Here is a 26,783-nt window from a genome sequence, read left to right as displayed (position 1 = left end):
CGCGCCCCGCGCCGGGGTGGGGCGGAAGAGCGTGGCGCCCCGCGCCGGGGTGGGGCGGAAGAGCGTGGCGCCCCGCGCCGGGGTGGGGCGGAAGAGCGTGGCGCCCCGCGCCGGGGTGGGGCGGAAGAGGGGGAGTGCGCTGGGCGACGGGGCTGTGGAGTGGTTCTGTTCGGTGGCTGCTGGTGGGGTGGTTGGGGAGGACCGATTCGGGGGGCTGGGTTCGGGCGGCTTACGATGGGAGCCCGTTCTCGCCGTGCAAAGGTGCTTGCCTTCCTCATGGACATCACACCCGCTGGAGTTCCCGACAAGTTCGCCGTGCTCGGACTGACGTTCGACGACGTGCTACTGCAACCGAACGAGTCCGACGTGATCCCGTCGGAGGCCGTCACCAAGTCCCGCGTCAGCCGCAACATCGAGGTGAACATCCCGCTGGTGTCCAGCGCGATGGACACCGTCACCGAGGCGCGGATGGCGATCGCGATGGCCCGCCAGGGCGGCCTCGGCGTGCTGCACCGCAACAACTCGATCGAGGACCAGGCCCAGCAGGTCGACCTGGTCAAGCGGTCCGAGTCCGGGATGATCGCCCAGCCGATCACCATCGGCCCGGACGCGACGATCGGCGAGGCCGACGCGCTCTGCGGTCAGTACCGGATCTCCGGTGTGCCGGTGGTCGACAACGCCGGCGTCCTGGTCGGCATCGTCACCAACCGTGACATGCGCTTCGAGAACGACCCGAGCCGGCCGATCCACGAGGTGATGACCCGGCAGCCACTCGTCACCGGCCCGCAGGGCATCTCGGCCGACGACGCGATCAAGCTGCTCAGCCAGCACAAGATCGAGAAGCTGCCGCTGGTCGACGAGTCCGGCAAGCTGACCGGCCTGATCACGCTGAAGGACTTCGTCAAGCGCGACCAGTTCCCGCTGGCCACCAAGGACGCCTCCGGGCGGCTCGTGGTCGGTGCCGCGATCGGCTTCTTCGGTGAGGCCTGGAAGCGCGGCATGACGCTGATCGAGGCCGGCGTCGACGTGCTGGTGGTCGACACCGCGCACGGTCACTCGCAGGCCCAGCTGGACATCATCCGCAAGCTCAAGGCCGACCCGGCCACCCGCGGCGTCGACATCATCGGCGGCAACGTCGGCACCCGGGCCGGCGCCAAGGCGCTGGTCGACGCGGGCGCGGACGGCGTCAAGGTCGGCGTCGGACCGGGCTCGATCTGCACCACCCGAGTCGTCTCCGGCGTCGGCGTCCCGCAGGTCACCGCGATCTACGAGGCGTCGCTGGCCTGCAAGCCGGCCGGCGTACCGGTGATCGGCGACGGCGGCCTGCAGTACTCCGGTGACATCGCCAAGGCGCTCGTCGCCGGCGCGGACACCGTGATGCTCGGCTCGCTGCTGGCCGGCTGCGAGGAGTCGCCCGGCGACCTCGTCTTCATCAACGGCAAGCAGTTCAAGGCATACCGGGGGATGGGCTCGCTCGGTGCGATGCAGTCGTCCGGTGGCCTGCGCAAGTCGTACTCCAAGGACCGGTACTTCCAAAGCGACGTCGGCAGCGACGAGAAGCTGATCGCCGAGGGCGTCGAGGGCCAGGTCCCGTACCGCGGCCCGCTGTCCGCCGTCGCCCACCAGCTGATCGGCGGCCTGCGCCAGTCCATGTGGTACTGCGGCTCCCGCACCGTCCCCGAGCTGCAGGAGAAGGGCCAGTTCGTCCGGATCACCTCGGCCGGCCTGCAGGAGTCCCACCCGCACGACATCCAGATGACGGTCGAAGCGCCGAACTACTCCGGCCGCTGAGCATCAGCACCGCCGGCGGCTGTGGTCCGACGGGCCGCCGGTGGTGAATGTCTTGTCGAATGACAAGGTTCCGTTGTTACGCTCTGCGTGACGGAAGGTGCATTTGTGGCTGGAGAGGTACCACTTCGGCAGATCAAGGTGAGTGGCCTCACCTCGCTGGACCATGCTGTCCTGGATCTGTCCAGCCCGGTCACCTTGCTGGTGGGGCCGAACGGCGCGGGTAAGAGCAACGTCGTCGACGCCTTCGAGATGCTCGGCCGGGTGATCGATCAGCAGCTGAACGACCACCTGCTCAGGAGCGGTGGTTTTGCGGCCATTCTGCATCGATCAACCGACCCGGCGCTGACCCCGACGGCCATCGAGATCGAGGTCTGGGGTGAGTGGCAGGCGGAGATCTCGAACGGTTACAAGGTCCGGATCGAGCCCGGTCCCGATGACCTCGGTCTGATCCGTGAGACGACGATGTTCCATGATCGCTCGAGGTACGACCGGCCGCACGAGACCGGCCTCGGCACTGCGCGTGAGAGTCGGCTACGGGCAGAAGCAGCCGGCGACGCGAAGGCGTCCTATGTCCTTCACCTGGTTGCCGGCTGCAGGGTCTTTCATTTCGACGACACCAGTGCCGACGCACCGCCCAAACGCCGGATCGACCCAGCGGACAACTTGACCCTGGCACCCGACGCGCAGAACATCGCCGCGGTGCTCCTGCGGCTTCGCGCGGACGACCCGTCGCGCTACCAACGGATTGTTCGCGTGGTGCGCGGCGTTGCGCCGTACTTCGACGACTTCGTGCTCGAGCAAGAGGGCGGGGCGATTCGGCTCAGGTGGCGGGAGCGCGGGCTGGATTCAGTCTTCTCCGCGGACAACCTGAGCGACGGCACGCTGCGATTCGTCTGCCTGGCCGTGCTTTTGCTGCAGGACAATGCGCCGGGGACAGTGGTCCTCGACGAGCCCGAACTCGGTCTCCACCCGTTCGCCATCCACCAACTGGCAGCGCTGCTCCGGCGCGCGGCACGAGATCGCCGCGTCGTCGCGGCCACCCAGTCGGTGACGCTGCTGGAACAGTTCAGCGTCGACGAGGTGGCGATCGTCGAGCGAACCAGATCGGGAACGCAGATCCAGCGCCCGGATCCCGCTGCGCTGGAGGAATGGCTGTCCGAGTACTCGCTCGGCGAACTCTGGGAGAAGAACCTGCTCGGCGGCAGGCCACGTCCTGACGACTCCCCACGCGTGGTGGGTGGATGACGGACTTCCGCCAGATCGCGATCCTGGTCGAAGGACAGACCGAATCTGCATTCGTCACCGAGATCCTCGCCCCGTACCTGCAGTCGTTCGGCGCCTATGTCACACCGGTGATCGTCAAAACCGCACGCCTCGCGGACGGTACGACGTACAAAGGCGGCGGGATGGTCTGGAAGCACTACCAGGAGGACCTGCTCCGCCTGTTGGGGGCGTCGCACTATCGCTGTGTGTCGATCCTGGTCGACTTCTACGCCTACCCGAGAAACGCGCCGGGCGTGGACTGTTGTCGGCGTCCTCACCAACCTCGCAGGTGCACCGAGATCCGCGAGCATGCGATGGCGGCCGCGATCGGCAACCACCGGTTTGTGCCTCATGTGGTGTTGCACGAGTTCGAGACCTGGGTGATCGCTGCCGCCGTGGGGGCCGGATCCCTGCTCGGTGATGTGTCGGTCGCGAAGGCGCTGCAGGCGGAGGCGGCCACCGTCGGCGGCGATGTCGAGTTGCTGAACGACTCGCGCGAGACCGCCCCGTCCAAACGAGTGCTGCGCCGCTGGCCCGACTACGACAAGGTCATCGACGGCGTCGAGGTTATCCGTGAAGTGGGGCTCGAGGCCGTGATGGATCGGTGTCCAGGTCTGAAGGCCTGGGTGGCGGAACTTCTCGGCCGCTGACAGGCGCCCGGTTCCACTTGGCCTAAACTGCGGCCATGACCGAGATCGAGATCGGCCGGGCCAAGCGGGGTCGGCAGGCTTATGCGTTCGACCACATCGCGATTGTGCCGTCGCGGCGGACGCGGGATCCGGAGGAGGTTTCGGTCGCTTGGCAGATTGATGCGTACCGGTTCGAGTTGCCGATCCTGGCGGCGCCGATGGACTCGGTGATGTCGCCGGCCACCGCGATCGCGATCGGCAAGGCCGGCGGGGTCGGGGTGCTGAACCTCGAAGGACTCTGGACCCGGTACGACGACCCGACGTCGCTGCTGGAGGAGATCACCAGCATCAGCAAGGAGCAGGCCACCACGCGGCTGCAGGAGATCTACTCGGCGCCGATCAAGCCCGAGCTGATCTCCCAGCGGGTGCAGGAGATCCGCGACTCCGGTGTGACCGTGGCCGGTGCGCTGTCACCGCAGCGGACCAAGCAGTTCGCCAAGCACGTCGTCGACGCGGGTGTCGACCTGTTCGTCATCCGCGGTACGACCGTGTCGGCCGAGCACGTGTCGGGCCAGGCGGAGCCGCTCAACCTCAAGCAGTTCATCTACGACCTCGACGTACCGGTCATCGTCGGTGGTTGCGCGACGCACCAGGCAGCTCTGCACCTCATGCGGACGGGCGCTGCCGGCGTACTGGTCGGCTTCGGCGGTGGTGCGGCGCACACGACCCGCAAGGTGCTCGGGGTCGCAGTGCCGATGGCGTCAGCGGTCGCGGATGTCGCAGCGGCCCGGCGGGACTACATGGACGAGTCCGGCGGCCGATACGTGCACGTCATCGCGGACGGCTCGGTCGGTCGCTCCGGTGACCTGGCCAAGGCGATCGCCTGTGGCGCCGACGCGGTCATGGTCGGCTCACCGCTGGCCCGCGCGAGCGACGCACCGGGCGGCGGCTTCCACTGGGGCGCCGAGGCCTGGCACGCGGACCTGCCCCGCGGCGAGCGCGTCGAGGTCGGCGTCAGCGGCACGATGGAGCAGATCCTGTTCGGTCCGTCGTTCGTCCCGGACGGCACGATGAACCTCGTCGGCGCCCTCAAGCGCGCGATGGCCACCACCGGCTACACCGAACTCAAGGAGTTCCAGCGGGTCGAGGTCGTCGTCGGCTGACCTGGCCCGGGCGGGACGCGGCGGTTTGCTGAGTCTGCGAGGATTGCTACATGGGACTGTTCAGCAGCCGCCGTACCGAGGTCGACAACGTAGTGCTCGCCGAGGCGCGCTCCCGGCTCACGTCGGAGGATGTCGATCAGATCCGTTTTCTCCTGACGACCAAGAAGACCGTGTTCGCGGTGAAGTACGTGATGGACCGGACCGGCATCCAGCTGAAGCACGCGAAGGACATCGTCGAGGACATCCGGCTCGGCCGGTATGTTCCGCCGGTGACCGACACGCCGGTACTACGGGTGCCCGGCAACAACCTGGCCGAGCGCACCCGCGCCCTCAAGGCAGCCGGCGAACTCCACCAGGCCACCGCCCTGGTGGTCAGCGAGACCGGCATGACCGAGCTGGAGGCCGGCCTCTTCGTCGGCGCCCTCCGCGCCGAGAACCAGTCCTCCCAGGACGCCTGACCTCAGCCCTTGACGTAGGAGAGCTTCTCCGCGACCTTGCCGTCGCGCAGCCGCATCACGTCGACGCCGCGAATATGGCCGCGACTGCCGTCGTCCGACGCCCAGGAGAACTTCCACCGGACGATCGCCCGGTCGCCGCGCACCACCCATTCCTCGGTCTCGAAGAGCGGATCGGGCGTCTCGGCGAACAGCTTGCGCCACTGCTCCCGTACTGCGTCCGCCCCCTCGTACCGAGCACCGTCCGGAGCCGGTGAGGTCGACTCGAAGACGCAGTCCTCCGTCATCTGCGCCATGATCCCGTCGACATCGCCCGCGCCGAAAGCCGCACCCAGCAGCGCGACTGCCGTATGACCGGGCGTCCACGCAGGATCACGACCGAAGGCGCCGATCAGCGAATCCGTAGCGCTCGAGAACCCGTCGACCCGCGCCCCGATCGCACCGCCACCGCGATAGAGCTCCTCCCGGTCCTTGAACCACGACGACACTGCCTCGACCACCTCGGGATCGAGCTGAGCGGTGCGGCCGATCGCGACGGCCAGATCCCAGCCATGCACCAGATGGTCGGCTGCCAGCTGATACGCGTACTCCGCGGCCGACTCCTCGCCATACGACAGCTGCACGGTCGCCGCGCGCGGGATGCCCTCGGCCAACGCGTCCTGGGCTGCGCGGGCCGCTTGATCCGCAGCCGACGCAGGGTCGTCGCCGAGCAGGTCACCGTCGAGTGAGGAACCGACGTCCGAGATCGTCCGGCCCGCCATCAGCGGCACCGTCCAGCGCTCCTCGCCGACGACGTGGTTGACCAGCTCGCGCACATCCCAGTCCGGGCAGGGCGTCGGAGCGCCCCACTGATCCGCCCGGACCGCAGCCACTTGCCGGACGAATTCCGCAACGGCCCGCCGATGGAGTTCCACAACGTCCATGACAACCTCCCCCAAGCGTCAGAGTGCGCCCGGGGGAGAACCAGGTCAATGGTTACAGCTGGGCCGCCGCCTCGTGAGCGTGCTGCGAAGCCGTGAAGTCACCCTTAGCGGCCAGCAGGTCACCGTGGTGGCGCAGACAGTCGCCGGCCAGGATCTTCATCTCGAGGTCCGTCATTGTGAACGGGATCAGCGCGGTCGCCACCTCGGCGCTCCAGCCGGCCAGGTCGAGCGCCATCTCCGTCTGGCCGCTCGCGTGATAGGCGCCGGAGATGTCGAGCAGTACCTTCGCCCAGACCGGCGCGTAGGTGCTCGTCTCGTAACGCATCCGCTGCGATTCACGCTCCGACGAGATCGCGAAGAGATAGTGCGCCTCGAGCCCGAGCGTCAGGGCCGTCTCGGCGTCGTGCGCGAGCATCGGGCGGACCAGCTCGGCGAGCTCGGTGGCCCGGACCGCCGCCGACTCCGGATCGGTCCGGCCGGACACCGTCGCCAGCGTCATCCCCGGCGCGGGCTCGCTCAGCGCGACCAGCCGGTAGTACTGCTCGTACGGACCGAGCTTGATCTCCGCCGTCTCCAGCGCGGTGGTCAACGACGGCGGTACGCCGCGGTCGAGCTCCTCGGTGACGAGCGCGGCCGTCGTCGGGTCGGTCGCGAACGCGGTCCGCAGGCAGTTCTCGCCTTCCAGCACCCGGCCGACGATGCCGAGGTGTTTGCCCTTGCGGGTCAGCGCGGAGACGAGCGTGCGCAGGTCCGTCGCCGACTCGGAGTCGGCCAGTGTGTCCGCGGTGTTCAGCCCGATCTCGTCGGCCTCCAGCGCGAGGTCCAGCCGACCCTCGGCGGCGTGGATGTCGGCCGAGACGGCTGTCGCCGAGCAGAGATAGCGCGCGTACGACAAGGACTGCGAGCTCGCGTTGATCTGGTCGGCCAGCTGCAGGAACAACTGGGTCGCCGCATCGGCGGACGCGACAGCCAGATCGGGATCGCCGTACCGGCGGAGGATGAGCGCGTTCATGGCGAGCACCCGGGCGAAGTCCGGCTGGTGCAGCAGGCCGTCCGTGCCGCTGACCAGCTGGCCGTACGCGATCACCGCGCCGTCCATCTCCAGTACTGCGGTCGCCCCGTACCCGCGATGCGCCTGCGTCATCGCCCGTCGCGCGCGGATGTCCGCGAGGAACGAGGTGCTGTCCAGTACGTCGGCATCGGCCAGCTCCGTATAGCCGAGCTGGGCCTCGTGCAGAGCGGCAAGCGCTTCCTCGTGCCGGCCCGAGGCGTTCAGCGACCCGGCCAGCTCGTACTGCGTCGCCGCCATCAGATGCTTGGCCTCGTAGTGATCCGGGCGATCCCCGGCACGCTCCCTGGCCAGCTCGATGACACGCTGCTGGTACGGCCCGGCCTCGTCGGCGCGGCCCTCCTCGATCAGCACCTGGGCTGTCTGCAGCGCCTCGCCGAGCTCGTCCTCAGGGGGCGTCCAGAGCCCCCCGCTGTCCACCATCTTTACGTTCAACCCCTTCACAGGTTCAGTCGCTCACCCTATAGCCAACAACCACCCGGAAGCGCGCGTTGACGACCGTTACATCGGTGCCGTGGCACCCGAGTGCTGTCTGGCAGCACCCGAGTACTGACACGAGCTGTTACCGGCAGGTAGCCTGGGTGGATGAGCGAGCAGACCTCGATTCCTGCCGACCCCGAGCTCGACCCGACCGCGTCGTACGCGACCGACCAATCGGTCATCCGTCGGCTGGCCGGTCTGTTGCGCGCGACGGCGGGTACGCGCACCTCCTATGCGCCGGCGACCGGGCAACCGGTTGCCGAGTTGCCGGTGTCCGGTCCGGACGACGTGGTGCGCGCGGTCCGGTCCGCCCGCAAGACGCAGCGGAGCTGGAAGGGCACGTCGTTCGCCGACCGCTCGGCCATCCTGCTGCGGTACCACGACCTCGTCCTGGACCACCGCCACGAACTCGTCGACCTGGTGATCACCGAGTCCGGCAAGGCCCGTAAGCAGGCTTTCGAGGAGGTCGCGCACGTCGCGCTGACCGCCCGGTACTACGGCCGCAAGGGCGCCGAAATGCTCGCCCCACAGCGCAAACTCGGCATGTTCCCGGTGCTCACCCGCGCCGAGCAGCGGTTCGTACCCAAGGGTGTCGTCGGCATCATCTCGCCCTGGAACTACCCGCTCAGCATGGCGATGGCCGACGGCATCCCGGCGATCATGGCCGGCAACACGGTCGTCCACAAACCCGACAGCCAGACGCCGCTCACCGCTCTGCGCGCGATCGAGTTGCTCTACGAGGCCGGCCTCCCGCGCGACGCCTGGCAGCCGGTGAACGGCGACGGCCCGACCGTCGGCGGCGCGATCATCCAGAACACCGACTACGTCTGCTTCACCGGCTCGACCAGGACCGGCAAGCTCGTCGCCCAGCAGGCAGGCGAGCGCCTGATCGGCTGCAGCCTCGAGCTCGGTGGCAAGAACCCGATGCTCGTACTACGCGACGCCGACGTGCACCGAGCCGCCGAGGGCGCCGTCCGGGCCTGCTTCTCCAGCGCCGGCCAGCTCTGCGTCTCGATGGAACGCCTCTACGTCGCCGACCAGATCTACGACGCGTTCATCACCGCGTTCCTGGACCGGGTGAAGAAGCTCAAGCTCTCGGCCGGCACCGGCTGGGACGTCGACATGGGCTCGCTCATCTCCAAGGCCCAGCTCGAGACCGTCACCCGGCACGTCGACAACGCCCGCGAGCACGGCGCCGTCGTACTGGCCGGTGGCAAGGCGCGGCCGGACATCGGCCCGCTCTTCTACGAGCCGACCGTGCTGTCCGGTGTGACGCCCGAGATGGAGTGCTTCGACAACGAGACTTTTGGGCCGCTGGTGTCGGTCTACCGGTTCTCCGACGAGGCGGAGGCGATCGAGCGCGCCAACGAAGGCGAGTACGGACTGAACGCGAGCGTCTGGACCAAGGACGGCCGCCGGGGCCGCGCGATCGCGGCTCAACTGGTCGCGGGCACGGTCAACGTCAACGAGGGCTACGCCGCGACCTTCGGCTCGATCGACACCCCGATGGGCGGCATGCGCTCCTCCGGCCTCGGCCGCCGCCAGGGCGTCGAGGGCATCCGCCGGTACGTCGACCCGCAGGCGATCGCCACCCAGCGCGTCCTCCCGATCGCCGCCTCGCACGGACTCAAGGACGAGGCCTACGCCGAACTGATGACCGGAGCCCTGCGGGTCTTGAAGAAGCTGGGCCGCGCATGAGCTTCGACCACGACGTCCTCATCATCGGATCGGGTTTCGGTGGCAGTGTTTCAGCGCTGAGGCTGGTCGAGAAGGGGTATGACGTCGGGGTCCTGGAGGCCGGCGCGCGGTACGAGGACCAGGGGTTCGCGAAGAACTCCTGGGACAAGAGCCGGTTCCTGTTCGCGCCGAAGCTCGGCTGGTACGGGATCCAGCGGATCAGCGCGCTGCGCGACGTGATCATCCTGTCAGGCGCCGGAGTCGGCGGCGGCAGCCTCGTCTACGCCAACACCCTGTACGAACCGCTGCCGGCCTTCTACACCGACAAGCAGTGGGCGCACATCACCGACTGGAAGGCCGAGCTCGCCCCGTACTACGACCAGGCCAAGCGCATGCTCGGCGTCACCACCTATCCCGGCTTCACCCCGGCCGACAAGGTGATGAAGCAGGTCGCGGACGACATGGGCGTCGGCGACACCTTCCACCCGACACCGGTCGGCGTGTTCTTCGGCGAGCCCGGCGTCGAGGTCGACGACCCGTTCTTCGGCGGCGCCGGACCGCGGCGTACCGGCTGTATCGACTGTGGCGAGTGCATGACCGGCTGCCGGCACAACGCGAAGAACACGCTCACCAAGAACTACCTGTACCTGGCTGAGAAGGCCGGCGCGCAGGTGTACCCGATGACCACGGTGACGTCCGTCGAGGAGCTGCCCGGTGGCGGCTACGCGATCGAGACGCGCCGGACGTCGAACAAGAAGGCGACCCGCAAGTTCACGGCCCAGCAGGTCATCTTCGCTGCCTCCGCCCTCGGCACCGCGAAGCTCCTTCACCGGCTCCGCGACGAAGGCAAGCTGCCGCACCTGTCCGACCGGCTCGGCGTACTGACCCGGACCAACTCGGAGTCGTTGCTCGGGGCAATCGCCCGGGACAAGACGGTCGACTACACTAGGGGTGTCGCGATCACCTCGTCGTTCCACCCGGACGACATCACCCACATCGAGCCGGTCCGGTACGGCCGGGGCAGCAACGCGATGTCGCTGCTGCAGACCGTGCTGACCGACGGCGGTGGCGACAAGCCGCGCTGGCGGACCTGGCTGCGGGAGATGGCGCTGCAGCGCAAGAACCTGCGCCGGCTGTACGACCTGAAGCACTGGTCCGAGCGGACCGTGATCGCGCTGGTGATGCAGACCGCGGACAACTCGATCACCACCTACGGCAAGCGGGACAAGCTCGGCCGCTGGAAGCTGACCTCGAAGCAGGGGCACGGCGCCCCGAACCCGTCCTGGATCCCGGTCGCCAACGAGGTGGTCCGGCGGATGGCGAAGCTGATGGGCGGGACGCCGGGCGGCACGATCGGCGAGCCGTTCAACGTGCCGATGACCGCGCACTTCATCGGTGGCTGCGCGATCGGCGACTCGGCCGCGACGGGCGTGGTGGATCCGTACCACCGGGTCTACGGGTACGACGGGCTGCACATCGTCGACGGCTCGACCATCTCCGCGAACCTCGGGGTGAACCCGTCCCTGACGATCACCGCCCAGGCGGAGCGGGCGCTGGCGTTCTGGCCGAACAAGGGGGAGGACGACGGCCGGCCGGCGCTCGGCTCGGAGTACCGGCAGCTGACACCGGTCGCACCGGCCAACCCCGAGGTGCCCGCCGATGCCCCAGCGGCACTCCGCCTGCCCATCGTCACCATCACCCACCCTGACAAGCCAGGCGCGACCACCAGCAGCTGACCCACCCCGGCTGCCGCCTTGGGGGCTGGGAGGGAAATGCACCCGGATCGGGGTACAACACTCCCCGGCCGCGGACGAGTTCCTCCCCGAACCGGGCGAGCAGGCTGTGACGAAACCGTGACCCAGTGATGACAATGTCCCGTGACCAGTGATGGTCACGGGACGTGAATGCACTGCTGTGAAACTGAAAAACCCTCAGAACAATTGTTCTGAGGGTTTGTCTTTGCCGTAAAAGGGAGCAAGCCCCTCGGGAACGTTTCCGCCCAAATCGTTTCCCGAGGGGCTCACTCAAGCCGGGGTGAGGCGCCCGGCGCTTTGGGATCGGGTCACCAACCATAGCTGGCGACCCGAGTTCGTGGTCCTCACTCTACTACCGATCCGAGCCATTTTGACCTGCTCGCGGTGACCGTAATCACTCTGCGTGCTGTTCGTAATGTGCGACCTTGCAGTCGCTCCTCGTAACCGGAAGCGGTGTTCTTGCGATCACCGCCTCTGCACACATCAACGAGGCCACTCACAAGGGGTTACGAGATTCCCCAAAACTTTTTCTGGCGGGGTGACGCCCCTCGCAGCGGCCACCCGGGCCCTGGCTTACTGTGGGCCGACCGTTCGATGAGGCAGGAGAACCATGAACGACATCCTCGATGTGGCGCGTGAGCAGGTTCTGGAGCGAGGGATCGGCCTCACCCAGGAGCAGCTGGTCGAGGTCCTGCGATCGCCGGACGAACAACTCGACGCATTACTCGCGCTGGCGCACGAAGTACGGGTCAAGTGGTGCGGTGAGGAGGTCGAGGTCGAGGGGATCATCTCCCTGAAGACCGGCGGCTGCCCGGAGGACTGCCACTTCTGCTCCCAGTCGGGCCAGTTCACCTCGCCGGTCCGCTCGGTCTGGCTGAACATCCCTGAGCTGGTCGAGGCCGCGAAGGAGACCGCGAAGACCGGCGCGACCGAGTTCTGCATCGTCGCCGCGGTCCGGGGCCCGGACGCCCGGCTGATGTCGCAGGTGAAGGCCGGCATCGAGGCGATCAACGCCGAGGTCGACATCAACATCGCCTGCTCGCTCGGCATGCTCACCCAGGAGCAGGTGGACGAGCTCAAGGCGATGGGCGTGCACCGGTACAACCACAACCTGGAGTCGGCCCGCTCGTACTTCGGCGACGTGGTCACCACGCACTCCTTCGAGGAGCGCTGGGACACCTGCCTGATGGTCCGCGAGTCCGGCATGGAGCTGTGCTGCGGCGGCCTGGTCGGGATGGGGGAGTCGCTCGAGCAGCGTGCCGAGCTGGCCGCGCAGCTGGCTGAGCTGGAGCCGCACGAAGTACCGCTGAACTTCCTGAACCCGCGTCCTGGCACCCCGTTCGGCGACATGGAGATCATGGCCGGCAAGGACGCGCTGCGCACGATCGCCGCGTTCCGGCTGGCGATGCCGAAGACGGTACTTCGGTACGCGGGCGGCCGTGAGCTGACACTGGGTGACCTCGGCACGCGCGAGGGTCTGCTCGGTGGCATCAACGCCGTCATCGTCGGCAACTACCTGACCACGCTGGGCCGCCCGGCGACCGCCGACCTGGACCTGCTGGCCGACCTGAAGATGCCGGTGAAGGAACTCCAGAAGACGCTATGACCACTCTGCTCTACTGCGGCCACTGCGGCCGTGACACCGCCGACGGCAGTCACTCGGACTGCCGTCGCGCGTTGGCGATGGAACCGCCGCGGTACTGCGCCGAGTGCCGGCGCCGGATGGTCGTCCAGGTGCACCCGATGGGCTGGACCGCCAAATGCTCCGTCCATGGCGAGCTGGCCGGATGACCATGTGGTCGGCTGAGGAACTGCTCGGGCGGGATGCCGCGACGTTGTGGCATCCGTACTCGTCGTTGACCGAGCCCGCGCCGATGCACTTGGTGCGCGGGGCATCCGGGGTGCGGTTGCAGCTCGACGACGGGGCTGGTGGCACGGTCGAGGCGATCGACGCGATGGCGTCGTGGTGGTGCATGATCCACGGGTATCGGAACCCGGTGCTGGATGCGGCACTGAAGGCGCAGGTGGACTCGTTCAGCCATGTGATGTTCGGTGGGCTGACGCACGAGCCGGCGGTGCGGCTGGCCGAGCGGTTGGTGGAGATCACGCCGGAGCCGATCCGGCAGGTGTTCTTCTGCGACTCGGGGTCGGTGTCGGTCGAGGTCGCGATCAAGCTCGCGCTGCAGTATCAGGTTGCCCGCGGCAACAACGGGCGGACCCGGATGCTGACCGTCCGGGGTGGGTACCACGGCGATACGTTCGCGCCGATGAGCGTGTGCGATCCGGTGAACGGGATGCATTCGTTGTTCACGGGCGCGCTGAAGGAGCAGGTGTTCGGGCCGCAGCCGCCGGCTGGGTTTTCCCGGGCTGAGGATGATCCGGAGTACTTGGCCTGGGCCGCGTCGATGCGGGCGATTGCTGCGGAGTACCGGGATCAGGTGGCGGCGATCATCGTCGAGCCGATCCTGCAGGGTGCTGGTGGGATGTATCCCTACAGTCCGGCTTGCCTGAAGCTGCTGCGCGAACTGGCCGACGAGCACGGCTTCCTCCTCATCCTCGACGAGATCGCCACCGGCTTCGGCCGCACCGGCACTCTGTTCGCCTCCGAGCACGCTGACGTAGCCCCCGACATCCTCTGCGTCGGCAAGGCTCTCACCGGTGGCTACCTCTCGATGGCGGCCACCCTCTGCACGACAGACGTAGCCCACACCGTCTCAGCCGGCCCCGGCGGCGCCCTGATGCACGGCCCCACCTTCATGGCGAACCCGCTCGCTTGCGCGGTATCACTGGCCAGCATCGACTTGCTGCTCTCCCAGGACTGGTCGGCCCGGGTCTCCGAAATCTCCACCGGCCTCACCACCGGGCTAGCCCCCGCGGCTGCGCTCCCCGGCGTAAAAGATGTCCGAGTCCTAGGTGCGGTCGGCGTCGTCCAGCTGGCCGGCCCGGTTGACATGAAACGCATGACAGACGCAGTACTGAGCCGAGGCGTCTGGGTCCGCCCGTTCCGAGACCTCGTCTACACGATGCCTCCCTACACCTGCACGCCCGAGGAAATCACCACCATCACCACAGCCATCACCGAAGCCATTGCTGAGGGCAACTGATGTTGAAGGACTGGCTTGGGCCGAAGGCGGCTGCGTTGGAGGCGCGGGGGCTGACTCGGCGGCTTCGGGCGCGGGCTGCCGACGAGGTGCTGATTGATCTGGCTGGCAACGACTACCTCGGGCTGGCGTGCGATTCGCGGGTTGTGGAGGCTGCGGTTGCTGCGGTGCGGGAGTGGGGGGCGGGGGCGACTGCGTCTCGGTTGGTGACTGGGACTACTGCGCTTCATGCTGAGCTGGAGTCTGAGCTTGCGGACTATGCCGGGCATGAGGCTGGGCTTGTCTTCTCCTCCGGGTATCTGGCCAACCTTGGTGTCGTCACCGCGTTGGGTGGGCCGGGGACCGTATTGGTTTCGGATGAGCATGTGCATGCGTCGATCGTGGATGCTTGCCGGTTGGCGCGGTCTCGGGTCGAGGTTGTGCCGCACAGCGATGTCGAGGCTGTTGGGAAGGTGCTGGCTGAGCGCAGTGAGCCGCATGCGGTGGTGCTGGTGGAGTCGGTTTACAGCGTGCTCGGGGATGCGGCGCCGTTGGAGCAGTTGGCGGGGCTTGCGTTGGAGCATGACGCGGTGCTGGTGGTTGATGAGGCGCATGGGCTCGGGGTTACCGGGGGTGGGCGTGGGTCGGTGGCTGCGGCCGGGTTGGCCGGGCTGGAGCATGTGATCGTCACCATGACGTTGTCGAAGGCAATGGCTAGCCAGGGTGGGGTTGTGCTCGGGCCGGCCGTGCTGCGGGAGCATCTGGTCAATCGGGCGCGGTCGTTCATCTTCGACACCGGGCTCAACCCGGCTGCTTGTGCGGCGGCTCTTGCCGCGTTGAGGGTTCTGCAGGGCGAGCCGGATCGGCCCGCGCAGATTCATCGGACCGCGGCTCGGCTGGCTGAGGCGTGTGGGGTCAGGCCGTCTTCGGGTGCTGTCGTGTCCGTGCCGATGCCTGGTCCGCGGGAGGCGGTCGCGGCGGCGGAGGCTTGTTTGGCGTCCGGAGTACGGGTCGGTGTGTTCCGGCCGCCGTCGGTGCCGGACGGGATCAGCCGGCTCCGGCTGACGGCGCATGCGGGACTGTCGGACGAGGATCTCGAGCGAGCCTGCCAAGTCATCAGCAGTGCGATCCAGGAGGTTTCGTGAGCGGGGTTCTGTTCGTCACGGGCACTGACACCGGCGTGGGGAAGACCGTGGTTACGGCGGCGCTCGCTGCTAGTGCGGACGGCTGTGTGGCGGTGCTGAAGCCTGCGCAGACCGGTGTGACGGCGGATGAGCCGGGGGATCTGCAGGATGTCGCGCGGCTGACCGGGCTGGATGATCTGCATGAAGGCGTCCGGCTGCTGGAGCCGTTGGCGCCGACGACGGCTGGACGTCGGCAGAAGGTTGCCTTGCCGTCGGTCGACGAGCACGCGCGGGCGATCGAGAAGCTTGCGGTGGATCGGGATCTGGTGCTGGTCGAGGGCGCGGGTGGGTTGCTTGTCGGGTTGGATGACGATGGCAACGATCTGGCCGATCTCGCTGCCCGGCTGGAGATTCCGTTCGCGTTCGTGGTCGTTGCGCGCGCGGGGCTCGGGACGTTGAATCACACCGGGCTCACGGTCGAGGCGCTGCGGGCGCGCGGGTTGCCGATCGCCGGGCTGGTGATCGGGTCGTGGCCGGCTGAGCCGGATCTGGCTGAGCGGTGCAACCTGGAGGACTTGCCGGTCACGACCGGCGTACCGGTGATCGGCCGGATCCCGGCAGGTGCCGGCGCATTGGACAGGGATGTATTCGTCGCTGCGGCGGCCGGCTGGTTCGAGTGAGTTGCAGGTTTGACATCTCCCGGGCTGTAGGAGATCGGTTTCTCTGCGGGTAGGACAGAGCAGAGTCCGATCAACCGTGGGGGATAGATGAAGATATTGGGATCGATGGCGCTGGTGAGTCTGCTGGTGGCGGGGGTGGCCGGGACGGCAGCGGCTGCGGATCCGGTGGGGACGAAGAAGCTCAACGGGGTGCGGTCGGAGCAGCCGCGGATCAGGGTGCTCGGCGCATCGAGCGCGGGCACGCTCTACCAGGTGAGCCGGGTGGGCGACTCCGCTGAACCGGCGACCTGGGTCAAGCCGGCCGGGGCGCCGGCGTACCAGACGGACTTTTTCAGCCGGCTGGCCGGCGACAAGATCTACCGGAGAGGGCCCGGGACGAACTATCAGCTGATCGGCGACCCGCAGACCCGAACCTGCCCGCCCGATACGCCGGCAGCGGCTGACGACGGTGGGATCGATCCGTCGGACATCGCGTTCCTGGCGGTCACGCCGTTCGGGTGGATCGGCCGCTCCGGCGAGCGGGTCGACGTCTCCGCGAGCGGCTGCACGGTCAGCACGCCTGGCTATCCGTCCGGCGGTGACATCGTCGCGACCGGCCCGAACGGCTATCTGATCACGCCGCAGTCCTCGACCGCCGGCAACGTCACCGTCACCTACGTTCCGTATGCCGCGCCGGCCGCGCAGGTGGTGCTCGCCGACCTGCCGAGGGACAGTGTGTGGGCGTTCTCGCTGTCCGCGACCCATGCCGGCTGGGCGAGATTCAACGGCGCCGACGGTGGCAGCGCGATCTGGCTGGCCACTCTCGGCAGCGCCGGCTCGGGACACGCGATCGGCACCGTGCCGGACCGGGTCTCCCGGACCGCGGTCGCCGGTACCTCGGTCGGCTGGGACATCTGCTCGCAGAGTGAGGCCGACAACTGCACCTCCGGATCGGTCACCGCGGGTGGTGTCGCATCCACGCTGACCGGCACCAGGACCGTGACGTCGAACGGATCCAAGCTCGTGTACGACGTAACGGGCGCGCGCCGGCCTCGATCGTGAAGGCAGCGGCGGTCAGCGCTGCCGCGGCCAAGACCCAGGTGCAGGCGATCCAGCGACTCGTCCCGATCACTGGATCGGTTGCCCTCGGTGCCGACCGGGTGTTCTACAGCGACGGCCGGGTAAGGACACGCTCTACCAGCGCAGCTACAAAGTGCAGGACGGCGTGGTCGATCTCGGTGCGGAGACCACGGTCGCACCGGTGGTCCGTGCGACGCAGGTGACGGTGGAGGGCCGGAGCACGGCGTATCTCGACGCGCACGGTGATCTGCGGCTGATCTCACCGAACGGGAGTCAGTCGCTGGCCTTCGTCTCGCACCAGGATGGGCTGCGCGCTTCGCCGGACTTCGCGATGAGTGTGACCGGCCGGTGGGTTCGGTGGACCCGGGAGCAGTACGCCGGACCGCCTTGTGAGGATGGGGTTTGCGAGGGCTTCTATTCCGATCAGACCGCGATGCTCTACGACCAGGCGACCGGGACGAACACGGTACTGGGCGAGGAGGACTTCCTGCCTGTTGCCGATGGCAAGCTTTATCACTACGACGACGACCTCGCGATCGTGCAGAAGGATCTGGCGACCGGGACCGAGACGGTGATGCGGCCGGCCGGGTCGGAATCGCCGTTGGCGGTGGATGCGGACTCGCAGTACCTGGTCTGGCTGAGCTACACGGGTGCGGGGTACCGGATCGGCTATCGCAATCTGGCGACCGGGGTGGTGACCGAAGGGGTCGCGCTCGGCGGGGAGTTGGGGTACGGACAGCTCAAGGTGGGTGGCGCCAAGGCGGCGTACACGGTCCAGCATGGTGGGGATCAGCAGGTGCGACAGGTGCGGGTTCTCGATCTGGTGACCGGTATGTCGACGGAGGTCGGTGAGACGCGGCCCGGCTTCGATGTCTCGGGCAACGCGCTCGCGACGATCGGTGCCGATTGGACAGCGCGGATCACCCCGCTCGGTTAGATCTACACTCGCTCGGTGACCCACTGCCCTGCCCGGTACGACGAAGCGCTGGGCATGTGGGTCATCGACGAGCCGGACGAGGTCCGCGAGGTGCTGCTCGATCCGGGGACGTTCCGGCCGGACAATGCGGTGGTCGCTCACACTGCGTTGAGTGTGAAGGCACTGCGGGTGCTGCAAGGGGCCGGGTTCGCGTTGCCGCCGACGCTGGCGAACAACGCTGGGGCGTCGCATCGGCCGATCCGTGCTGCCGTTGCCCGCTTCTTCAGCCCGGCCCGGGTTGCTGCCGTCGAACCGCTGACACGACGGTTGGTCTCCGAGCGGGTCGCCACTGCCCAGGCACTGCTGGAGGACGGGCCTGTGGATCTGGTCGAGGTGGTCGCCGCTGAGCCGCCGGCGGTGGTGTTGCTGCATTTGCTCGGGCTGCGCGATGTCGACGTACCGGCATTGAAGGCGTGGGGCCGGGAGTCGCTCGAGTTGTTCTGGGGCTGGCCCGACGAGGACCGCCAGTTGGAGCTCGCCCACAGCGCAGCAGAGTTCTACAACTGGCTACGCAAGCAGGTGAAGGCTTCGAGGCGACTGCCCGGAGATGACCTGTTCGGCGTGCTGGTGCGGTTGGGGTTGAGCGACGAAGAGGTGTGTGCAGTTGCCTACTTCTTGCTGATCGCAGGCCAGGAAACAACCACCCAACTGATTTCTACTGCCTTTCAGAAGACTCTTGGACGAGTGGTGGACAACCCCACAGAAGTTGTCGAGGAGGTGTTGCGGGAGGCGTCTTCGGTGCCGACCTGGCGGCGGGTTACGGCGGGGCCTGCTGTGGTCGGTGGGGTTGAGGTGCCTGGTGGGGCGCCCTTGCTTCTTGGGCTCAGCGGGCATGGCGGGCCGGCCGATCTGGCTTTTGGGCTTGGGGTTCATCGGTGTCTCGGGGCGGGGCTGGCTCGGTTGGAGGCGCGGGTGGCCTTGGAGTGTGCGGCGTCGTTGCTGTCCGTAGTACGGGCGGTTGAGGCCGAGCCGCCGATGATTGAGTTGTTGTCGTTCCGGGCGCCGGCGAGAGTGCTGATTACAGCGGAGCTGACCTGCACCGATACCCTTGACAAGTGACTGAGCATGAGCTGGTTCTGGTCGTCGACTTCGGGGCGCAGTACGCGCAGTTGATCGCGCGCCGGGTGCGCGAGGCCAACGTGTACTCCGAGATCGTGCCGTCGTCGATGGCGGTCGAGGAGATGCTGGCCCGGAATCCGAAGGCGATCATCTTGTCCGGCGGACCGCAGTCTGTGTACGCCGAGGGCGCGCCGCGGGTCGAGTCGGGGCTGTTCGAGGCCGGGGTGCCCGCGTTCGGGATCTGCTACGGGTTCCAGGCGATGGCCCAGACGCTCGGCGGCGACGTCCGGCGTACCGGGCTGCGTGAGTTCGGCCGGACCCCGGTGACCGTCGGTGCGGCCGGCACGCTGCTGGCCGGTATCCCCGCGGACCTCAGCGTCTGGATGTCCCACGGTGACGCGGTGCACGCCGCGCCGGCCGGGTTCGACGTACTGGCTGCCTCCGAGGGTGCGCCGGTGGCGGCCTTCGAGGACCTGGACCGCAAGCTGGCCGGTGTGCAGTGGCACCCGGAGGTGCTGCACTCGCAGGCCGGGCAGGCCGTGCTCGAGCACTTCCTCCTCGACATCGCCGGCTGCAAGGGCGACTGGACGACCACCAACCTGGTCGACGAGCAGGTCGAGCTGATCCGCCAGCAGGTCGGCGACAAGCAGGTCCTGTGCGCGCTGTCCGGCGGCGTCGACTCCGCCGTCGCGGCGGCCCTGGTCAGCAAGGCGATCGGCGACCAGCTCACCTGTGTGTACGTCGACCACGGGCTGCAGCGCGCCGGTGAGTCCGACCAGATCGAGAAGGACTTCGTCGCGGTCACCGGCACCCGGCTCGAGGTCGTCGACGCGGAGGACCAGTTCCTCGGCGCGCTGGCCGGTGTCACCGAGCCGGAGCAGAAGCGCAAGATCGTCGGTCGCGAGTTCATCCGCACCTTCGAGGCGACCGCCCGCAAGCTGGACGCCGAGCGGCACATCGAGTTCCTGGTTCAAGGCACCCTGTACCCGGACGTGGTCGAGTCCGGCGGCGGTACCGGGACGGCCAACATCAAGTCCCACCACAACGTCGGCGGCCTGCCGGACGACCTGCAGTTCTCGCTGATCGAGCCGCTGCGGACGCTGTTCAAGGACGAGGTCCGCGAGCTCGGTATCGCCCTCGGCCTGCCCGAGACGCTGGTCTACCGGCACCCGTTCCCCGGCCCGGGCCTCTCGATCCGGATCATCGGCGAGGTCACCAAGGACCGGCTGGAGATCCTCCGCGCGGCCGACCTGATCGCCCGCACCGAGCTGACCGCGGCCGGCCTCGACCGCGACATCTGGCAGTTCCCGGTGGTGCTGCTCGCCGACGTCCGCTCGGTCGGTGTCCAGGGTGACGGCCGCACCTACGGCCACCCGGTCGTGCTGCGCCCGGTCACCAGCGAGGACGCGATGACCGCCGACTGGGCCCGCCTGCCGTACGACGTCCTGGAGAAGATCTCCACCCGGATCACCAACGAGGTGGACGAGATCAACCGGGTCACCCTGGACATCACCAGCAAGCCGCCGGGCACCATCGAGTGGGAGTAGCCCTCACCACGGTTCAGCTCCTCGTCGTCCGCCACGGTCAGTCGACCTGGAACGCGGACGGCCGATGGGCCGGGCAGGCAGATCCACCGTTGACCCAGCTCGGCAGGCAGCAAGCAGCCAAGCTGGCTCGTCGTTGTCGCGACGCCGGAATCGGAGCCGTCAGCTGCTCCGACCTGAGCCGGGCACGAGAGACCGCCGCGATCGTCGCCAAGCCCCTGGGCCTCGCCGAGCCGAACCTTTCGACCTGTTCGCCGACCGGGTCCAGCGAGGGCTGAAGAGTGCTGCGGCTCTCGCGCCGGTGGTCCTTGTGGTTGCCCATGCAGGCGTACTCCGCGCCGTGGCCTCGCTGACGGCAACCGCGACGGTCGGCCAACTGCTGAACACGGACGGTCGGCGAATCGCCGTGGCGGGGGACCAACTGAAGGACGACGGGCCGGCCTTCGCTAACCGGTAGGAGCCCCGCCATGTGGTGGATTGCTGAGAGTTCCTGCAGAATTCGGGGGGATCGGTTGTGAGGCCGTGGGTCGAGACGCAGAGTAGGGATTGTGGGGACGTCTGTGGGTGGGGTGAGGCTGTCACGCCGTCGTCTGCTCGGATTCGGGGCAGTCGCGGTCGCCACGGGTGCGGCGATGGTCGCGACGTCGAACTCGGTCTCGGCGGACACCTACGGCTCCGGGCAGCTTGATCCGTGGGAGGGGCTGAACACCTCCATCTCCTCCGACGACCAGATCCGCCGGGTGGTCGCGGCCGACGGGGTCTTCCTGTTCGGCGACAGCATCATGGTCCAGGACGGCAACCACCTGGCCCGCCGGGTCCTCACCCTGACCCACAAGCCGATGGCCATGCACAACTGGGCCGGCCAGCCCACCGAGGCCGCTGTCGACGCGCTGGAACGCTGGAAAACGAAGTACGGCCTCCCAAGCCGGATCGTGATGGCAGTCGGCTCCAACGACATCTTCAAGCCGCCGGCCTTCGGCCCCCAGGTCGACCGCGCGACGCGCATCATCGGTCCCGCTCGCGAGGTCTTCTGGGTCAACTCGTACGTATGCCGCACCCGCGAGTCCGACCTCGTCCAACGAGCCGACCGCCGCAACACCAACTGGGTCAACCGCCAGTTGGACGACGCCGAACGCCGCTACCCCAACCTCCACGTAGTCCGCTGGGCCGAATTCATAGCCAAAGTAAGATCCACCCGCCACTACGTCCGAGACGGCGTCCACACCACAGTCCCCCTAGGCCAACGCTTCCGCGACGAACTGATCACCGACGCCTTGATGTCCAGCCGCCAAGCCACCGGCTCCTGAACCAACCCTGCCGTACGTCGGCAGCCGTCCTCGACCACCGCGAGGTGTTGCTGGGGCAACGGACGGATCGCCAGGCCATCAAACATCCGGGGGCGGGTGCCTGGCTCGGCGTGTCGGGTGGTTGATGGGGGCGTTTGATGGGCTGGCGGTCCGGCCCGGTTCGCCAGCGCACACCAAACCCGGCGAGCAAACGCTTACCAGGGCGTGTCGCAGCCGTTCGCGAGGGTTGTGTATGCGTGGCGGTGCGGTCGCCGAGGTGACGCGAAGCGTCGGCTGCTACTGGTTCGTGAGTTGGGCCTCTAGGGCGGTGGCTTCTTCGGTGCGGCCTTGGGTGCGGAGGCGGTCTAGTAGGAGGTAGCCGGAGCGGTACCAGAAGTCGTCGCCGGGGTGGGTGGAGTTGAAGATCTCTCGGGCCAGTACTTCGTCTGTGGTGCCGTGTTCGGCTATCAGGAGTTTGGCGTTGGTCAGTTGGGATTCGAAGGCGCCGCGTTCGTAGTACGCCGCCGCCTGGTGGGCCTGGGCTACTGCCGCTGCGGGGTCGCCCTTCTGGAGTTCGAGCATGGCCAGGTCCCAGTGGATGCCTGCCTGCTGGAAGATGACCGACTCGTCGGCCGAGGGGAGGGCGTCGAGTACTGATTGGGCCTTGGCCAGGAGCTCCGGTACCAGGGGGAAGTTGCCGCAGTAGCGGGCCGACTGGGCGGCGAGACGGATGGCTTGGACGTACTCGATGGGTTGCTCGGCGGCTTCGAAGTACTCGGCTGCGGCGACCAGGGCGTCGACTGCCTCCTCGTCGCGGTCCATTCGTTCGAGGAGCATGCCCTCGTCCTTGCGCAGCAGGCCCAGCCAGTGCGGATGCGCGTCCTCGGGAGCATCGGTCAGCTGGGCGCGGACCTTGGCCAGCGCGGCCTCCAGTTCACCGAGTGCGCGGTAGGCATCGACCAGTACGCTGCGAGCGTCCGCCAACGTCCAGGCGAAGTCAGGGTCGCTCTCCAGGACCGGCGACGCCTCCTCAGCCGTCTCGGCTGCTTCGAGAGGCCGACCGGCCATCAGATAGGCGCGGGCCAGGTCGACCTGGCCGAAGGCGACGTGTGGTTGCGAGACGGGGAGGCCGGAGGCGATGGCGATCCCCTCCTCCAGGTCATCGACCGCCTCGGCTGCGCGATCCAGCTTGGCGCGGACCCGGCCGCGCTGCCGGTAGGCCACCGAGCGGGCCAGGTCGTCGCTGGCGGTCAGGCCGACGGTGGCGGCTGCCTCGGCCTCTTCCAGCCGGTTCAGCTGGACCAGGAGGTTGCTCAGCAGGATCGACGAGCTGGCCAGCTGGTCAGAGTCGGTGTCGGGGAGTTGGCGGGCGGCTTCGAGCTCGGCCACGGCGTCTTCGAAGCGGCCGTCCTGGGCGTAGAGGGTGGCCAGCGAGTCCTGCCAGCCGGCGCGGCGACGGGGTTCGTCGTTGGCGATCAGCCAGCGCATCGGCTGCTCGCCGGTGGCCAGGGCCTCTTCGACCTGACTCAGGTGGCCCAGCATGCGGGCGATCCGCGCACGGTTGCGGAGTAGCCGGGCCTCTTCGCCTAGGTCGGCGTACAGGGTCAGGGCGTTGCGCCAGGCGTCGAGAGCGACCTCGGGCTCGTCCTGGGAGGTCAGGCCCCAGAGGTCGAAGAGGCGGGCGCGGTCCAGGGGAGTGCGGGCCTCTTCGGGGACTTCGGCTTCGAAGGACTTCCAGGCCGCGATGGCGTCGTCGCGACGGTAGTGCTGCCAGGCTTCCTCAGCCCGGTCCAGCCAGCCGCTGCCCTGCGGTGTTTCAGCCGGTACTTCCGCCTGCTGTGGTTGGGATTGTGGCGCCTCGACTCTTGCCCGAGCCCGGCGCGCTGTCTCGGACAGCGGTAGGTACTCGACCCAGGGCTCGGCCGTGAGCACCGACTGGATGACCTGGGTCTGGTGCGCCGTCCCGTTGCGTTCGTCGAACCGAGCCGCGAGGCCGAGCGCCCGGTCGGCCAGCTCCTCGGCGAGCTGAGGCGCCGGCACGTCGTCACCCTGGGGACGTCGGATCATCAGGGAGCCGACTCGCCGCAGAGCCAGCGATGCGGCCGCGGCGAAGTTCATCTCGGCCAGCGTGGTCGGCGGGTCGTCGAGGTCGGCCAGATGCCGCTCGACCAGCTCGATCGCCTTTGTTTCGTTGCCGGTCCGGGCGAGGAAGACGACGTGGTCGGCGTAGGCCTTCAGCTCGCCGGGAAGGTTGCGGAGCGCCCGGTAGGACCGTCGGTGCGCGTCGACGGCTTCCGAATACATGCCCTCGGCAACATAAGCCGGCAGCAGCGCGGTCAGCATCTGCTGCGGTTGCTCGTTGCAGGTCAGCGTCCCGTCCAGTACGCCGACAGCGAGCGCTACTGCGTCGGCCGGGCGGCCGATGTCGATCAGGTGGCTGACCTTGGAGGTCGGGTCGCACCCGACGCAGTCCGACAACGAGTCACGCGGAGCCGTCGACCAGAGCCGGTACTGCTCGGCCGCCGTCTCCGCATCGCCGACATGACTGGCGACCAGCCAGCGGTACTGGTGCACCGCATGCATGCTGTGCCCGCCGGTCCGCCACCGCCGCTCCATGTCGTCCAGTACGCCGTACGTCTGCGCCAACGGCACCTCGGGGAACTGGCTCAACGTGCTCGGCGCGTACTTGAACGTCCACAGGAACGTGTGCGTGTGATCGCTGTACCGCTCCGGCTCCGCATCCCAGTCGGCCACGCAGCGCGCGAACGGCACCAGCGACTTCCGCGCCTCGCCACCCATCACGTACGCCGTGACCAGGCTCAGCCGCGAGTAGAACGACAGCTCCTGGTTCTCGGCCGCGTCGGCCCGGCGGACGACATCCTCCAGCAACGCCGACCGCGCCTTCCCGTACGGCGTACTCTCCGCGCGCTGCAGCCGATCAACGAGATCGTCACTCATCGCGGGTCCTCCTGGGACGGGACGGCCTGATCGAGCAGGCCGAGGAAGGAGCGGTTCACCAAGGCGGAGTCCGCGGGGCCGATCGGGTGGTAGCCGAGCATCAATGCGTGCCCGTAAAGGCCTTCCACGGCTAGCCGAGTCAGCTCGGGATCGGTCAGCGAGACCATCCTGCGCACCAGCGGGCTGCGGTGGTTGAGGACGAGTTGCGGCCGGCTGTCGTCATGCGTGTCGAGCGCGCCGAGCACCTCGGCCCACAACGCATCCGCTTTGCTCTTCGTACTGCGAAGCTCAGCCGCGAACTGTGCCGACCGATCGACCAGGTAGATCGCGGGCAGCCCGGCCGGGTCGAAGGCGCGGACCACGACCTCGCACCCCACGGCGTCGAGCGCGTCCTGGGCAAGGCGGATGAACGGCCGCAACGCCAGCTCGGTGGCCGGATCCAGACTGTCGAAGCTGGTCGACAGCTCGGTCGGGTCGAAGCGGCTCGTGGTCAGGTCGGGGACGACGTCGGGGAGCCGTTCGAGCAGTTCGCTGTCGTAGGTGTAGCCGCCGTTGACGACGGTGAGCTGTTGCGCGGCAGCGACGGCCGCGAGCTGGCGGAACTCCTCGATCGTCGCAACATAACGGATCTCGCCGCGCCGCTCGTGCAGCTCGGCGGCGGTCATCCGGCCGTGGTTGGTCTCGAACCGCAGCCAGCGATACACCAGCCGGAGCATCTCGTCGTCGTGCAGCGCGAGCGCCTTCACCCCGAGCTGGTGGATGCCGAGGAACCGGTCGAGCTTCTGCGGATCGGTACTGCCCAGCCGGACCAGCCAACCGCGCAGTTGTGCGCCGAGTGCTTCCCGGGTGGCCTCGAGGTTGCCGTCGTCGAACAGGGCTTCGCGGCTCGCGGTCGGGCGCAACTCGGAGGTGTCGATGACGGCGCGGACGAAGAACGCCCAGTCCGGCAGCAGGCCCTCGACGCCTTCCGCGAGCAGCATTCGCTTGAGGTAGACGCGATGGGTCGCGCGCTCGGCCGGGCTGGCGGGGAAGGGCAGGACGAACGCGACACCGGTCAGCCCGGCGGCCGGGATGTTGAGTGGAATGACGTCGAAGGGGGTGAACCCCAACTTGTCCTGCGCGTAGCCGAGTAGCTCGGCGCGTTGCGTAGTACCGGTTGCTTCCCAGGGGGCGCGGCCGTCGGTGACCTGGTCGCCGTTGACCTTGATCTCCAGCGGGAGCAGGGCTCCGAAGAGGCGGATCAGCTCGATCACGGTGGCCTGCTTGTACCACTGCTCGGCGCCGCGTCTGGCGGTCAGCGTGACGGTGGTACCGACCTCGTCGCGCGGGCTGGTCTCCTGCAGCGAGTAGCTGCCGTCCGCCGTACCGATCCAGAGCGTGGTGGGGCCGTCGGCCGGGCGGGTGACCACCTCGATCTCCTCGGCCACCATGAACGCCGACAACAGCCCGATCCCGAACTGGCCGAGGAACTCGGTCCGCGCGAACCCGATCTCGTCCCGCTTGGAGCTCCGCCCGATCGTCGCGAGCAACTCGGTCACCTGGCCGGGGAGCAGCCCGATCCCGGAGTCGCTGACGCTGATCCGCCGGTCGTCGACCTGTACGTCGATCCGCCCCGGCGCGCCGGCGTCGACGGCCCGGCGCGCGGTGATCGCGTCGACGGCGTTCTGCAGCAACTCCCGCAGGTAGACCCGCGGACTGCTGTACAGGTGATTGCTCAGCAGATCGACGACCCCGTGCAGGTCGACCTGAAACTTCTCGCTTCCCATCCCCAGCCCCTCTCCACACCCCGGTCGCACACGCTACCGTGAGGCAA

General features: G+C 68.1%; 21 protein-coding genes and 1 pseudogene. 18 read left to right on the top strand and 4 right to left on the bottom strand.

Translation table 11 applies throughout. From position 1 onward, the window contains the following. Positions 1-276: 276 nt before the first annotated feature. The 5 genes from guaB to AB0M15_RS02165 all read left to right on the top strand — a co-directional run bounded on the left by guaB (position 277) and on the right by AB0M15_RS02165 (position 5,304). Positions 277-1,791, top strand: coding sequence for an IMP dehydrogenase (guaB, locus tag AB0M15_RS02185; RefSeq protein ID WP_363813042.1), 1,515 nt, complete (start codon positions 277-279; stop codon positions 1,789-1,791). A gap of 105 nt (positions 1,792-1,896) precedes the next feature. Beyond that, positions 1,897-3,036 (top strand): AAA family ATPase, encoded by a 1,140-nt coding sequence (locus AB0M15_RS02180; RefSeq protein WP_363813040.1) that lies wholly within the window; start codon positions 1,897-1,899, stop codon positions 3,034-3,036. Beyond that, complete coding sequence (locus tag AB0M15_RS02175; RefSeq protein WP_363813038.1) at positions 3,033-3,704, top strand: DUF4276 family protein; 672 nt, start codon at positions 3,033-3,035, stop codon at positions 3,702-3,704. The genes AB0M15_RS02180 and AB0M15_RS02175 overlap by 4 nt, the downstream gene beginning before the upstream one ends. Before the next feature lie 35 nt (positions 3,705-3,739). Next, positions 3,740-4,846: a GuaB3 family IMP dehydrogenase-related protein gene (locus AB0M15_RS02170; protein WP_328329197.1), complete on the top strand. Its 1,107-nt coding sequence runs from the start codon at positions 3,740-3,742 to the stop codon at positions 4,844-4,846. A gap of 50 nt (positions 4,847-4,896) precedes the next feature. Continuing rightward, positions 4,897-5,304 carry a hypothetical protein gene (locus AB0M15_RS02165; RefSeq protein ID WP_363813036.1) on the top strand — a complete coding sequence of 136 codons (408 nt, stop codon included), beginning with the start codon at positions 4,897-4,899 and terminating at the stop codon, positions 5,302-5,304. A gap of 2 nt (positions 5,305-5,306) precedes the next feature. Here AB0M15_RS02165 and AB0M15_RS02160 read toward each other — a convergent pair whose 3' ends face one another. After that, on the bottom strand, positions 5,307-6,224 hold the full coding sequence (locus tag AB0M15_RS02160) for a TIGR03086 family metal-binding protein (RefSeq protein ID WP_363813034.1): 918 nt from the start codon (positions 6,222-6,224) through the stop codon (positions 5,307-5,309). Positions 6,225-6,276: 52 nt separating this feature from the next. Next, entirely contained in the window at positions 6,277-7,716 is a 1,440-nt protein-coding gene (locus tag AB0M15_RS02155) for a hypothetical protein (protein ID WP_363813032.1), read from the bottom strand. 162 nt (positions 7,717-7,878) lie between these two features. Between AB0M15_RS02155 and AB0M15_RS02150 the strand changes: the two genes are divergently transcribed. The 13 genes and pseudogenes from AB0M15_RS02150 (at position 7,879) to AB0M15_RS02090 (ending at position 22,033) form a co-directional block, all read left to right on the top strand. Continuing rightward, positions 7,879-9,471: a succinic semialdehyde dehydrogenase gene (locus AB0M15_RS02150; protein WP_363813031.1), complete on the top strand. Its 1,593-nt coding sequence runs from the start codon at positions 7,879-7,881 to the stop codon at positions 9,469-9,471. Then, entirely contained in the window at positions 9,468-11,186 is a 1,719-nt protein-coding gene (locus tag AB0M15_RS02145) for a GMC family oxidoreductase (protein ID WP_363813029.1), read from the top strand. The genes AB0M15_RS02150 and AB0M15_RS02145 overlap by 4 nt, the downstream gene beginning before the upstream one ends. A gap of 628 nt (positions 11,187-11,814) precedes the next feature. Then, positions 11,815-12,810, top strand: a complete 996-nt coding sequence (gene bioB, locus AB0M15_RS02140; protein WP_363813027.1) for a biotin synthase BioB — start codon at positions 11,815-11,817, stop codon at positions 12,808-12,810. Then, positions 12,807-12,995 (top strand): hypothetical protein, encoded by a 189-nt coding sequence (locus AB0M15_RS02135; protein ID WP_363813025.1) that lies wholly within the window; start codon positions 12,807-12,809, stop codon positions 12,993-12,995. Before bioB ends, AB0M15_RS02135 begins: the two co-directional genes overlap by 4 nt. Further along, positions 12,992-14,308, top strand: a complete 1,317-nt coding sequence (bioA, locus tag AB0M15_RS02130) for an adenosylmethionine--8-amino-7-oxononanoate transaminase (RefSeq protein WP_363813023.1) — start codon at positions 12,992-12,994, stop codon at positions 14,306-14,308. The genes AB0M15_RS02135 and bioA overlap by 4 nt, the downstream gene beginning before the upstream one ends. Next, positions 14,308-15,429: an 8-amino-7-oxononanoate synthase gene (locus AB0M15_RS02125; protein ID WP_363813021.1), complete on the top strand. Its 1,122-nt coding sequence runs from the start codon at positions 14,308-14,310 to the stop codon at positions 15,427-15,429. Before bioA ends, AB0M15_RS02125 begins: the two co-directional genes overlap by 1 nt. After that, on the top strand, positions 15,426-16,088 hold the full coding sequence (bioD, locus tag AB0M15_RS02120; RefSeq protein ID WP_363813019.1) for a dethiobiotin synthase: 663 nt from the start codon (positions 15,426-15,428) through the stop codon (positions 16,086-16,088). Before AB0M15_RS02125 ends, bioD begins: the two co-directional genes overlap by 4 nt. Positions 16,089-16,175: 87 nt before the next feature. Continuing rightward, positions 16,176-17,129, top strand: coding sequence for a hypothetical protein (locus AB0M15_RS02115; protein WP_363813017.1), 954 nt, complete (start codon positions 16,176-16,178; stop codon positions 17,127-17,129). Positions 17,130-17,292: 163 nt separating this feature from the next. Next, positions 17,293-18,084 (top strand): hypothetical protein, encoded by a 792-nt coding sequence (locus AB0M15_RS02110; protein WP_363813016.1) that lies wholly within the window; start codon positions 17,293-17,295, stop codon positions 18,082-18,084. A gap of 15 nt (positions 18,085-18,099) precedes the next feature. After that, positions 18,100-19,182 carry a hypothetical protein gene (locus AB0M15_RS02105; protein WP_363813014.1) on the top strand — a complete coding sequence of 361 codons (1,083 nt, stop codon included), beginning with the start codon at positions 18,100-18,102 and terminating at the stop codon, positions 19,180-19,182. Then, entirely contained in the window at positions 19,179-20,729 is a 1,551-nt protein-coding gene (guaA, locus tag AB0M15_RS02100; protein WP_363813012.1) for a glutamine-hydrolyzing GMP synthase, read from the top strand. The genes AB0M15_RS02105 and guaA overlap by 4 nt, the downstream gene beginning before the upstream one ends. Beyond that, positions 20,720-21,183: pseudogene (locus AB0M15_RS02095) on the top strand (phosphoglycerate mutase family protein). Before guaA ends, AB0M15_RS02095 begins: the two are co-directional and overlap by 10 nt. 91 nt (positions 21,184-21,274) lie before the next feature. Next, the gene (locus AB0M15_RS02090; protein WP_363813010.1) at positions 21,275-22,033 is read left to right on the top strand and encodes a hypothetical protein; all 759 of its coding nucleotides are present in this window, start codon (positions 21,275-21,277) and stop codon (positions 22,031-22,033) included. A 276-nt stretch (positions 22,034-22,309) separates the two neighbouring features. Here the strand turns inward: AB0M15_RS02090 and AB0M15_RS02085 are convergent, their stop codons facing one another. Together AB0M15_RS02085 and AB0M15_RS02080 are read right to left on the bottom strand one after the other, a co-directional pair. Then, positions 22,310-24,970, bottom strand: coding sequence for a hypothetical protein (locus tag AB0M15_RS02085; protein ID WP_363813008.1), 2,661 nt, complete (start codon positions 24,968-24,970; stop codon positions 22,310-22,312). After that, a complete protein-coding gene (locus AB0M15_RS02080; RefSeq protein WP_363813006.1) occupies positions 24,967-26,736 on the bottom strand; it encodes an HSP90 family protein in 1,770 nt (589 codons plus the stop codon). The genes AB0M15_RS02085 and AB0M15_RS02080 overlap by 4 nt, the downstream gene beginning before the upstream one ends. Positions 26,737-26,783: the final 47 nt, after the last annotated feature.

This window comes from Kribbella sp. NPDC051718 (assembly GCF_040681515.1).
Lineage (GTDB): Bacteria > Actinomycetota > Actinomycetes > Propionibacteriales > Kribbellaceae > Kribbella.
This window is presented reverse-complemented; position numbering and strand designations above follow the sequence as displayed.

Coding starts and splice junctions, on each gene's coding strand:
- guaB (WP_363813042.1), top strand. CDS start 277: ATGGACATCACACCCGCTGGAGTTCCCGACAAGTTCGCCGTGCTCGGA.
- AB0M15_RS02175 (WP_363813038.1), top strand. CDS start 3,033: ATGACGGACTTCCGCCAGATCGCGATCCTGGTCGAAGGACAGACCGAA.
- AB0M15_RS02170 (WP_328329197.1), top strand. CDS start 3,740: ATGACCGAGATCGAGATCGGCCGGGCCAAGCGGGGTCGGCAGGCTTAT.
- AB0M15_RS02165 (WP_363813036.1), top strand. CDS start 4,897: ATGGGACTGTTCAGCAGCCGCCGTACCGAGGTCGACAACGTAGTGCTC.
- AB0M15_RS02160 (WP_363813034.1), bottom strand. CDS start 6,224: ATGGACGTTGTGGAACTCCATCGGCGGGCCGTTGCGGAATTCGTCCGG.
- AB0M15_RS02155 (WP_363813032.1), bottom strand. CDS start 7,716: ATGGTGGACAGCGGGGGGCTCTGGACGCCCCCTGAGGACGAGCTCGGC.
- AB0M15_RS02150 (WP_363813031.1), top strand. CDS start 7,879: ATGAGCGAGCAGACCTCGATTCCTGCCGACCCCGAGCTCGACCCGACC.
- AB0M15_RS02145 (WP_363813029.1), top strand. CDS start 9,468: ATGAGCTTCGACCACGACGTCCTCATCATCGGATCGGGTTTCGGTGGC.
- bioB (WP_363813027.1), top strand. CDS start 11,815: ATGAACGACATCCTCGATGTGGCGCGTGAGCAGGTTCTGGAGCGAGGG.
- AB0M15_RS02135 (WP_363813025.1), top strand. CDS start 12,807: ATGACCACTCTGCTCTACTGCGGCCACTGCGGCCGTGACACCGCCGAC.
- bioA (WP_363813023.1), top strand. CDS start 12,992: ATGACCATGTGGTCGGCTGAGGAACTGCTCGGGCGGGATGCCGCGACG.
- AB0M15_RS02125 (WP_363813021.1), top strand. CDS start 14,308: ATGTTGAAGGACTGGCTTGGGCCGAAGGCGGCTGCGTTGGAGGCGCGG.
- AB0M15_RS02115 (WP_363813017.1), top strand. CDS start 16,176: ATGAAGATATTGGGATCGATGGCGCTGGTGAGTCTGCTGGTGGCGGGG.
- AB0M15_RS02085 (WP_363813008.1), bottom strand. CDS start 24,970: ATGAGTGACGATCTCGTTGATCGGCTGCAGCGCGCGGAGAGTACGCCG.
- AB0M15_RS02080 (WP_363813006.1), bottom strand. CDS start 26,736: ATGGGAAGCGAGAAGTTTCAGGTCGACCTGCACGGGGTCGTCGATCTG.